General features: G+C 70.4%; 11 protein-coding genes. 6 read left to right on the forward strand and 5 right to left on the reverse strand.

The window, feature by feature from the left end:
• Positions 1 to 37: 37 nt before the first annotated feature.
• Positions 38 to 937 (reverse strand): alpha/beta fold hydrolase, encoded by a 900-nt coding sequence (locus NQ160_RS13550; RefSeq protein ID WP_257515746.1) that lies wholly within the window; start codon positions 935 to 937, stop codon positions 38 to 40.
• 71 nt (positions 938 to 1,008) lie between these two features.
• Here NQ160_RS13550 and NQ160_RS13555 point away from each other — a divergent pair, with 71 nt between their 5' ends.
• Positions 1,009 to 1,752, forward strand: coding sequence for an exonuclease domain-containing protein (locus NQ160_RS13555; protein WP_257515747.1), 744 nt, complete (start codon positions 1,009 to 1,011; stop codon positions 1,750 to 1,752).
• Between the two features lie 57 nt (positions 1,753 to 1,809).
• Here NQ160_RS13555 and NQ160_RS13560 read toward each other — a convergent pair whose 3' ends face one another.
• From NQ160_RS13560 to glgA, 3 genes are all read right to left on the reverse strand, one after another.
• A complete protein-coding gene (locus tag NQ160_RS13560) occupies positions 1,810 to 2,061 on the reverse strand; it encodes a type B 50S ribosomal protein L31 (protein WP_191719139.1) in 252 nt (83 codons plus the stop codon).
• Between the two features lie 121 nt (positions 2,062 to 2,182).
• Positions 2,183 to 2,977 (reverse strand): ABC transporter ATP-binding protein, encoded by a 795-nt coding sequence (locus NQ160_RS13565; protein WP_257515748.1) that lies wholly within the window; start codon positions 2,975 to 2,977, stop codon positions 2,183 to 2,185.
• 9 nt (positions 2,978 to 2,986) lie between these two features.
• On the reverse strand, positions 2,987 to 4,180 hold the full coding sequence (gene glgA / locus NQ160_RS13570) for a glycogen synthase (RefSeq protein ID WP_257515749.1): 1,194 nt from the start codon (positions 4,178 to 4,180) through the stop codon (positions 2,987 to 2,989).
• Positions 4,181 to 4,254: 74 nt separating this feature from the next.
• On the opposite strand from glgA, the gene glgC reads away from it, so the two are divergent.
• Genes glgC through NQ160_RS13585 form a run of 3 tightly spaced genes read left to right on the forward strand, consistent with a single transcriptional unit; the run spans position 4,255 to position 6,912 of the window.
• On the forward strand, positions 4,255 to 5,499 hold the full coding sequence (gene glgC, locus NQ160_RS13575; protein ID WP_257515750.1) for a glucose-1-phosphate adenylyltransferase: 1,245 nt from the start codon (positions 4,255 to 4,257) through the stop codon (positions 5,497 to 5,499).
• A 35-nt stretch (positions 5,500 to 5,534) separates the two neighbouring features.
• Complete coding sequence (gene serB, locus NQ160_RS13580; protein WP_374113656.1) at positions 5,535 to 6,170, forward strand: phosphoserine phosphatase SerB; 636 nt, start codon at positions 5,535 to 5,537, stop codon at positions 6,168 to 6,170.
• Positions 6,171 to 6,222: 52 nt separating this feature from the next.
• Complete coding sequence (locus tag NQ160_RS13585; RefSeq protein WP_257515751.1) at positions 6,223 to 6,912, forward strand: alpha/beta fold hydrolase; 690 nt, start codon at positions 6,223 to 6,225, stop codon at positions 6,910 to 6,912.
• 15 nt (positions 6,913 to 6,927) lie between these two features.
• On the opposite strand, the gene NQ160_RS13590 is transcribed toward NQ160_RS13585, so the two are convergent.
• Entirely contained in the window at positions 6,928 to 7,638 is a 711-nt protein-coding gene (locus NQ160_RS13590; protein WP_257515752.1) for a beta-ketoacyl-ACP reductase, read from the reverse strand.
• Between the two features lie 114 nt (positions 7,639 to 7,752).
• On the opposite strand from NQ160_RS13590, the gene NQ160_RS13595 reads away from it, so the two are divergent.
• On the forward strand, positions 7,753 to 8,328 hold the full coding sequence (locus tag NQ160_RS13595; RefSeq protein ID WP_257515753.1) for a DUF4190 domain-containing protein: 576 nt from the start codon (positions 7,753 to 7,755) through the stop codon (positions 8,326 to 8,328).
• Between the two features lie 43 nt (positions 8,329 to 8,371).
• Complete coding sequence (locus tag NQ160_RS13600) at positions 8,372 to 8,731, forward strand: DUF3099 domain-containing protein (protein ID WP_257515754.1); 360 nt, start codon at positions 8,372 to 8,374, stop codon at positions 8,729 to 8,731.
• The last annotated feature ends 44 nt before the right edge of the window (positions 8,732 to 8,775 follow it).

Below are 8,775 nucleotides of genomic sequence, written 5' to 3' on the forward strand. Positions count from 1 at the left end.
TACTGCGACACCGGCAACTGCGGCAATAGGATGAACGTCAACGCGTACCGTCGGCGGAAGGCTGCAGAAACCGCCTGATCGCCTTCGCTGCCGGCCGCGGCGTCTCGTAGTGGATGAGGTGTCCCACGCCGTCGATCTCGACCAGCTGCGCGTCGGGGAACAGCGTCGCCAGGTGCCGCTCCGCCTCGATGGGCGTGATGTCGTCCTGCACCGCGGCCACCAGCAGGGTCGGCTGGTGGATCGCCGGAGCGTACGCGCGGATGTCGTTGGACACCGAGGCGAGGAACGCGTCGTGCAGCACGTCGCGGTCGGCGAACCGCGAGAAGTACGTGTCGTGCTGGTCGTGCACGAAGCGTCGCAGGGCTCGGTCCCGGGTCTTGGTCATCGACATGCTCATGACCCGCACGATCAGGCCGCTGCGCAGCACGGCGCTGCCGATGGGCCGCGGCAGCTTGGCCCCGGCCCAGTAGTAGAAGACCGCCAGCCGGGTGAGGATGCCGCGGGGGCCTTCCAGCGCCGGCGCGCCGATCGGGTTCACGAGGATCACCCGCGGGGTGTCCAGTCCGCCGGCGACGGCCGCCGCGACCACGATGGAGCCGAACGAGTGCCCGAGGATCACCGCTCCGGGTGCGGTCGCGGCGACGAAGTCTGCGAGCCACTCGGCGTATGCGGCGAGGTCGTGGCGACGCCCGGGAAGGGGCGCGGTCTCGCCGAAGCCGGGGAGATCGGGCATGAGCACGCGGATGCCGTCGAGGTGCGCGACCACCGGCTCCAAACCGTGGTGCTCGCCGCGGAAGCCGTGCACTGCCACGATGGTGTGCTCCGCCGCGGAGGGACCGTACTCCCAGTAGGCGGTCGTGCCACCCTGCACCGCCACCTCATGTCGGCGCACCGGAATGCGCGCCAGCGAGTCGGCGTAGGGGTGCGGGGCCGTCATCTTTCAAGTCTAAGAGGCGGCGCCGGTGTGCCTGCCCGCCGATGTCGGCGCCCGGCTTTAGCGTTGTCGACATGACGATGTGGCAGCCCGAGCCGCTTCTCGGCTTTCCCGAGCCTGCGCGCATTCCGGCGTGGACGCGACTCGTCGGCGTCTTCGACCTCGAGACGACCGGCGTCGACGTCGAGAGCGACCGCATCGTCACCGCCCACGTCGGCGTGATCGACGGCTCCGGCTCGGTCGTGCACGCCCGGGACTGGCTCGCCGACCCCGGCATCGACATCCCCGAGGGTGCGACGGCGGTACACGGCATCACGACGGCGCGCGCCCGCGCCGAGGGGCGGGCCGCAGCCGAAGTCGTCGCCGACGTCGTGCAGATGCTGCGGGGCCTCTTCGCCTCCGGCATCCCGGTGGTCGCCTACAACGCCTGCTACGACTTCTCGCTGCTCAAGCACGAAGCCGCGCGACACGGCGTTCGCCCGCTTCGCTCCCCCGGGCCCATCATCGATCCCCTCGTCCTCGACAAGGCGCACGACCGGTACCGCCGCGGCAAGCGCACGCTCGAGGCCGTCGCGGCGCACTACGCCGTTCCGCTGGAAGGCGCCCACGACGCGTGCGCGGACGCGGTCGCCGCCGGAAGGGTCGCGCAGGCTCTCGCCGAGCGGTTCGGGCCGCAGCTGCCCCCCACGGCGCAGGAGCTGCACACGCAGCAGATCGCCTGGGCGCGGGCGCAGGCCGCAAGCCTCACGGAGTACTTCATCAAGGTCGGCCGGCTCGACCCCGACGACAGCCTCGACGGCAGCTGGCCGGTGCGCTGACTCCGCCGTGCAACGAAGAAGGCCCCGCCGAAGCGGGGCCTTCTTCGTTGCGGCGACTTACTTGGTGCCGAAGTTCTTGAAGCGCTGGTTGAACTTCTCGACGCGACCGGCCGAGTCCATGATGCGCTGCTTGCCCGTGTAGAACGGGTGCGAAGCCGACGAGATCTCGACATCGATGACGGGGTACTCGGTGCCCTCGAACTCAACGGTCTTGTCGCTGGTGACGGTCGAGCGCGTGAGGAACAGTTCTCCCGAACCCAGGTCGCGGAACACGATGGGGCGGTAGTCGGGGTGGATGTCAGTCTTCATGAGGTGTCCTTGAGGTGGTGCTCTGGATTTTGCCAGAACGGTCAAAGTCTGCGGTGCGAATGCACCAAGGAACGATTCTATCAGCCCTGCGGCACACCGCGTACCGCCGCCGGACGTGCGGTCAGGCGGAGGCCACCACGGCGCGGGCCGAGTAGCGCCCCGCTTCTTCGTGCAGTGCGATCTGCAGGCCGAACGCCTCGGTGAGGTTCTCGGCGGTGAGGGTCTCGGCGATCGGGCCGGCAGCCACCACCCTGCCCTCGCGCAGCAGCAGCACGTGGGTGAATCCCACCGGGATCTCCTCCACGTGGTGCGTCACCATGACCATGGCGGGCGTCGTCGGCGCCTGCGCGTAACCGCTCAGCAGCGCCAGCAGCTCCTCGCGCGCGCCGAGGTCCAGGCTCGCGGTGGGCTCGTCCAGCAGCAGCAGCTCGGGGTCGGTCATCACGGCGCGGGCGATCTGCACCCGCTTCTGCTCACCGTCCGACAGCGTGCCGAACATGCGGTCGGCCAGGTGGTCGAGCTTCCACTCCGCCAAGACGCGCAGGGCGCGGCGCTCGTCGATGTCCTCGTACGCCTCGTTCCAGCGGCCCACGACCGCGAACGCAGCGGTCAGCACGACGTTGAGCACCGTCTCCTCCGGCGGCACGCGTCGGGCCATCGCCGACGAGGCGAAGCCGATGCGCGGGCGCAGCTCGAACACGTCGGTGCGGCCGAGCCGCTCCTCCAGGATCGTCACGACTCCCGACGTCGGGTGCATGAGCGTCGCGGCCAGCTGCAGCAGGGTGGTCTTGCCCGCCCCGTTCGGCCCGAGGATCACCCACCGCTGGTCGTCGGTGACGGTCCAGTCGACATGATCGACGATGTCCCGGGCATTCCGGCGGACGACGACGTCGGAGAACTCGAGAACCTCAGCCATGCGCCCAGCCTATCGGCCGCCGCCGGTCACCTCGGCGTACAGCGCGGCCGTCGTGTCGGCGATCGCCTGCCAGCTGAAGGCCTCCGCGGCGCGGGCGCGGCCGGCGCGCCCGTATTCGGCGGCCCGCTCGGGGTCGGAGACGACCTCGGTGAGCACGGCGGCGAGGTCGGCGACGTACTGCTCCGGATCGGTCGGCGTTCCGGTGCCGTCCTGCACCTGGTCGATCGGCACGAGACGCCCGGTGACGCCGTCGACGACCACCTCGGGGATGCCACCGGTCGCGGTGCCGACGACGGCCGCACCGCACGCCATCGCCTCGAGGTTGACGATGCCGAGCGGCTCGTACACCGAGGGGCACACGAACGTCGTCGCGGCCGACAGCAGCGTGCACAGCTCGTGACGCGAGAGGTGACGGTCGATCCAGACCACACCCGAGCGGTCCTGCTGCAGACCGCGCACGAGCTCCTCGACCTCCGCCATGATCTGCGGGGTGTCGGGGGCTCCCGCGCACAGCACCAGCTGCACCTCCGGCGGCAGCAGGGCCGCGGCGCGCAGCAGGTACGGCAGGCCCTTCTGACGCGTGATGCGGCCGACGAAGACGACACTCGGCCGCGCGGCATCCACGCCCAGCTCGGCGAGAAGCTCGGGATCCGACACGGGGTGCCAGGCGTCGACGTCGATGCCGTTGTAGATCACCCGCACCTTGTCGGGATCGAGCGTCGGGTAGCTGCGCAGGATGTCCTGGCGCATCCCTTCGCTCACGGCGACGATGGCTGCCGCGCCCTCGTAGGCGGTCTTCTCGACGTAGCTCGAGATGGCGTACCCGCCGCCGAGCTGCTCGGCCTTCCACGGCCGCAGCGGCTCGAGCGAGTGCGCCGTGACGATGTGCGGGATGCCGTGGAGGAGCGAGGCCAGGTGCCCGGCGAAATTGGCGTACCAGGTGTGGCTGTGCACCACGTCGGCGCCGGCGACATCGCCGACGATCTCGAGGTCGGTGCCGAGCGTCTGCACGGCACCGTTGGCCGATGCCAGCTCCGCCGGAACGCCGTACGACGTGGTCCCCTCTTCGTCGCGAGCGGCCCCGAACGCGCGCACCCGCACCTCCAGCTGGGACCGCAGCGCCTTCACCAGCTCGGTGACGTGGACGCCGGCCCCGCCGTAGATCTCCGGGGGGTATTCCTTGGTGACGATGTCTACGCGCATGCCACGAACGCTAGTACAGCGCAAGTGATCGCGCCTTGCTGGCAGGCCCCCATCGGTGGCCATAGTGTTGAGCCATGCCTACGACGCCGAAGGTCTTCGGAATCATCCTCGCCGGCGGCGAGGGAAAACGCCTCATGCCCTTGACCGCCGACCGCGCGAAACCCGCTGTTCCATTCGGCGGCCAGTACCGCCTCATCGATTTCGCCATCTCCAACCTCATCAACTCGGGGCTGCGGCAGCTCGTGGTGCTCACCCAGTACAAGTCCCACAGCCTCGACCGCCACATCTCGCAGACGTGGCGCATGTCGGCGCTGCTGGATTCGTACGTCGCCTCGGTGCCGGCGCAGCAGCGACTGGGCAAGCGGTGGTTCTCGGGTTCGGCCGATGCCATCCTGCAGAGCCTCAACCTGATCAACGACGAGAAGCCCGATATCGTCGTCGTGGTCGGCGCCGACCACGTGTACCGCATGGACTTCCGGCAGATGCTCGACGCTCACATCGCCTCCGGCAACAAGGCGACCGTCGCCGCCATCCGCCAGCCGATCTCGATGGCGAACCAATTCGGCGTCATCGACGTGACCGCCGAAGACCCCACGAAGATCAAGGACTTCCTCGAGAAGCCGCAGGACCCGACCGGTCTCGCCGATGCACCGCACGAGGTGCTCGCGTCGATGGGCAACTACATCTTCGACGCCGACGCGCTCATCGAGGCGGTCGAGGCCGACGGAGAGGTGCCGACGTCGAACCACGACATGGGCGGTGACATCATCCCCTACTTCGTCGAGCGCGGCGAGGCGGGCGTGTACGACTTCAAGCGCAACGAGGTTCCGGGCTCCAACGACCGCGATCGCGACTACTGGCGAGACGTGGGGACGATCGACTCGTTCTTCGACGCCCACATGGATCTCATCTCGACGCTGCCGGTGTTCAACCTGTACAACACCGCGTGGCCCATCCACTCGCAGACTGTCAACTCGCCGCCGGCGAAGTTCGTGCGCGACTCGGTCGGCCGCATCGGCAACGCGATCGACTCGATCGTGTCGCTCGGCTCGGTGCTCTCGGGCACGCACCTCGAACGCAGCGTGGTCGGCCCCTGGGCGCTGACCGGCGGCGGCTCGACCATCACCGATTCGGTGCTGTTCGACCACGTCGACATCGGGGCGGGCGCACGGGTGCACCGGGCGATCCTCGACAAGAACGTGCGACTGCTCGAAGGTGCGACCGTTGGCGTCGACCGGGCACGGGACCTGTCCCGCGGCTTCACCGTGACCGACTCCGGCATCACCATCGTCGGCAAGAACGCGGTCGTCGAGCGCTGACACAGCGGCCCCGCGGCGCGCGATAGCGTGGAGGCGTGCTGCCTGCCCGGTTCCTCGTCGTGTTCGACGCCGATTCCACGCTCATCCGCAACGAGGTCATCGAGCTGATCGCCGACGAGGCGGGCCGCGGCGCCGAGGTGGCCGCGGCCACAGAGGCGGCGATGCGCGGCGAGGTGGAGTTCGCGGCGAGCCTGCGCTCCCGCGTCGCTCAGCTGCGGGGGGTGCCGGTGGCATCCTTCGCCCGCGTACTGTCCCGTGTGGAGCCGACCCCCGGCGTCCGGGAGCTTATCGCCGCCATCCACGAACGCGGCGGGATCGCCGCGGTGGTCTCCGGAGGGTTCCACGAGATCCTCGACACCGTCGCGCCGGACCTCGGCGTCGACGTGTGGCGGGCCAACCGCCTGCACGCCGCCGACGGAGCGCTCAGCGGCGCCGTCGACGGCGACATCGTGGATGCCGCGGGCAAGGCCGCGGCGCTGCGGGAATGGGCCGCGGCACACGGTGTGCCGATGTCTCGCACCATCGCCATCGGCGACGGTGCGAACGACCTGCAGATGATGGCGGCCGCAGGTCTCGGCCTGGCCTTCAACGCCAAGCCCGCTGTGCGCGCCCTGGCCGACCTCGTGATCGAGCGGGTCGACCTGCGCGAGGTCATCCCGTTGCTGCCCTGATCCTGGGGGCCGAGACGTGTCGGATGTCGGAGCCCCGGCGTAGCCTGCGGCCATGGACGTCATCCTCATCCCCGGACTCTGGCTCGACGCGTCGTCGTGGGACGACACGCTCCCCGCGCTGCGCGCGGCCGGTCACTCCCCCCGCCCGCTGACGCTTCCCGGCGTCGGCGCTCCGGCAGACGACAGTGCCGAGATCGGCATGGCCGACTGGGTCGACGCGGTCGTCGCCGAGATCGACGCGACGTCAGGCCCCGTCGTGCTCGTCGGCCACAGCGGCGGCGGCAACGTCGCCTGGGGCGCCGCCGACGCCCGGCCCGACCGGGTCGCACGCGTGATCTTCGTCGACACCGTCCCGCCGCCCAGCGGCGGGACCATCTCGGAGTTCGACACCGTCGACGGGGTGGTGCCGTTCCCGGGCTGGGACTTCTTCGACGCCGACGACGTCGCCGATCTCGACGCCCCGACGCGGGCGGCGACGGCCGAGCGCACCCGCAGCGTCCCGGCGCGCGTGCCGACCGATCCGCTGGCGCTCAACGACGCGCGCCGACACGCGGTGCCGGTGACCATCCTCTCCGGGGCGTTCGACGCCGAGACGCTTCCGGCGATGATCGCCGAATGGGGCGCCTTCGCCGACGAGTTCGCGGCGATCCACGACGCGCAGGTGGTGCACCTCGGCAGCGGTCACTGGCCGCAGTTCTCACAGCCCCAGTCGTTCACCGACGCTCTCGTACGCGCCATCTGACGTGTCGGCGCGGGGTCAGTGCCCCATGCCGAGACCGCCGTCGACGGGGATCACCGCGCCGGAGATGTAGGCCGCATCGTCCGAGGCGAGCCACGCGACCACTCCGGCGACCTCAGCGGCCGTCGCGAAGCGTCCCGCAGGGATGTTGCGCTTGTACTCCGCCTGGGTCTCTTCCGGCAGCGCCGCGGTCATGTCGGTCTCGATGAAGCCGGGGGCCACGACGTTGGCCGTGATCCCGCGACCGCCGAGCTCGCGCGTGAGGGACCGGGCGAAGCCGACCAGACCGCTCTTCGACGCGGCGTAATTGATCTGACCCGCCGAGCCGTAGAGGCCGACGACGCTGGAGATGAGGATGACCCGGCCCCATCGGGCGCGCAGCATGCCCTTCGACGCGCGCTTGACGGCGCGGAACGTGCCGCCCAGGTTCGTGGCGACCACGGAGTCGAAGTCCTCCTCGCTCATCCGCAGCAGCAACGTGTCCTTGGTGATGCCGGCGTTCGCGACGACCACCTCGACCGGGCCGAGCTCCCGCTCGACCTCGGCGTAAGCGGCATCCAGCGACGCGGAATCCGTCACGTCAGCGCGCACCGTGAGCGTCCCCTCCGGCCCCTCGCCCGAGCGAGCGGTGACGGCGACCCGGTGACCGTCGGCGACGAAACGCTCGGCGATCGCGCGGCCGATGCCACGGTTGCCTCCGGTGATGAGGACGACGCGTGCGGTGGTCATGAAGCTCCCTGGATGGTGCGGACGTGCGGCGGCCCCAGCCTAGTGCGGCCCCCGTTTGACACCCGCGGTGCGGCACTGGGACCCTGGGGACAACCCGCGAGGAAAGGCGAGACGTTGAGCACCCCCGACAACACACCCCCGGCCGGCGAGACCAACGAGCCGGCAGCGCCGACCCCTCCCCCGTACACCGCGCCGGCCTACACGCCGCCGCCCGCCTACAGCCCTCCGCCCGCCGGGGCCCCCTACGCCGCTCCGCCGGCGCAGCCGCCCTACGCGGCACCCGCCGCGCCGGCCCCCTATGGCCAGGCGGGCACCGAGCAGACCTCGTACAGCGCTCCGGCGTACCCGCCGGCGCCGCCGGCACCGTATGGCCAGGCACCGTACGGCCAGGCCCCCTACGCCGGCGCCTACGGGTACGCGCAGCCGAAGACCAACCTGCTGGCGATCCTGTCCCTCGTGAGCAGCATCCTCGGCATCATCGGCATCCTGCCGATCGTCGGCTCCATCGCCGGCGCGATCCTCGGCCACCTCGCGCTGCGCCAGATCCCGAAGTCGGGTGAGAAGGGCCGCGGCATGGCACTGGCCGGCACCATCGTCGGGTGGGTCGGCATCGGCCTGGTCGTGCTCCTCATCGTGCTCTTCGCGGTCATCTGGATCGTCGGCGTCGGCTCGCTCTCCAGCACGTACTGACCGGGGCTCCAGCCTGCGCCAGGCGGCGTAGGCTGGAGGGACCGTGAAGAAGTCGACCAGAGCGCAGACTGCGACCTCGCTTCCCGCCGCGCCGCGCGACGAAGCAGCGTCGCGGATGACCAACTACTTCATCACGATGGGCGTGCGCGTCGCGTGCTTCGCGCTGATGGTCGTCGTCACCCCGTACGGCTGGTACACCGCGGTGTTCGCGGTCGGTGCGATCGTGCTTCCGTACATCGCCGTGGTGCTCGCGAACGTCGGCAAGGACACCCGCCCGACGGCGCCGGAGAACCCCGGTCGCGCCCTCACCAGCACCGCGCCGACGCCCCCACCGTCGCCATCCCGACCGACGGTGATCCGCCTGGACGAACAGCGTCCGCCTGCCCCCGGAGAACCGACGTGAACGAGACCATCTGCTCGCGCGCAGGCTGCCATGCCGACGCACAG

Source organism: Microbacterium sp. zg.Y909 (assembly GCF_024626565.1).

Excerpts from the sequence above, each read along its gene's own strand:
- glgA (WP_257515749.1), bottom strand. The coding sequence starts at position 4,180 with ATGCGCGTAGACATCGTCACCAAGGAATACCCCCCGGAGATCTACGGC.
- NQ160_RS13565 (WP_257515748.1), bottom strand. The coding sequence starts at position 2,977 with ATGGCTGAGGTTCTCGAGTTCTCCGACGTCGTCGTCCGCCGGAATGCC.
- NQ160_RS13590 (WP_257515752.1), bottom strand. The coding sequence starts at position 7,638 with ATGACCACCGCACGCGTCGTCCTCATCACCGGAGGCAACCGTGGCATC.
- NQ160_RS13585 (WP_257515751.1), top strand. The coding sequence starts at position 6,223 with ATGGACGTCATCCTCATCCCCGGACTCTGGCTCGACGCGTCGTCGTGG.
- NQ160_RS13555 (WP_257515747.1), top strand. The coding sequence starts at position 1,009 with ATGACGATGTGGCAGCCCGAGCCGCTTCTCGGCTTTCCCGAGCCTGCG.
- glgC (WP_257515750.1), top strand. The coding sequence starts at position 4,255 with ATGCCTACGACGCCGAAGGTCTTCGGAATCATCCTCGCCGGCGGCGAG.
- NQ160_RS13550 (WP_257515746.1), bottom strand. The coding sequence starts at position 937 with ATGACGGCCCCGCACCCCTACGCCGACTCGCTGGCGCGCATTCCGGTG.
- NQ160_RS13560 (WP_191719139.1), bottom strand. The coding sequence starts at position 2,061 with ATGAAGACTGACATCCACCCCGACTACCGCCCCATCGTGTTCCGCGAC.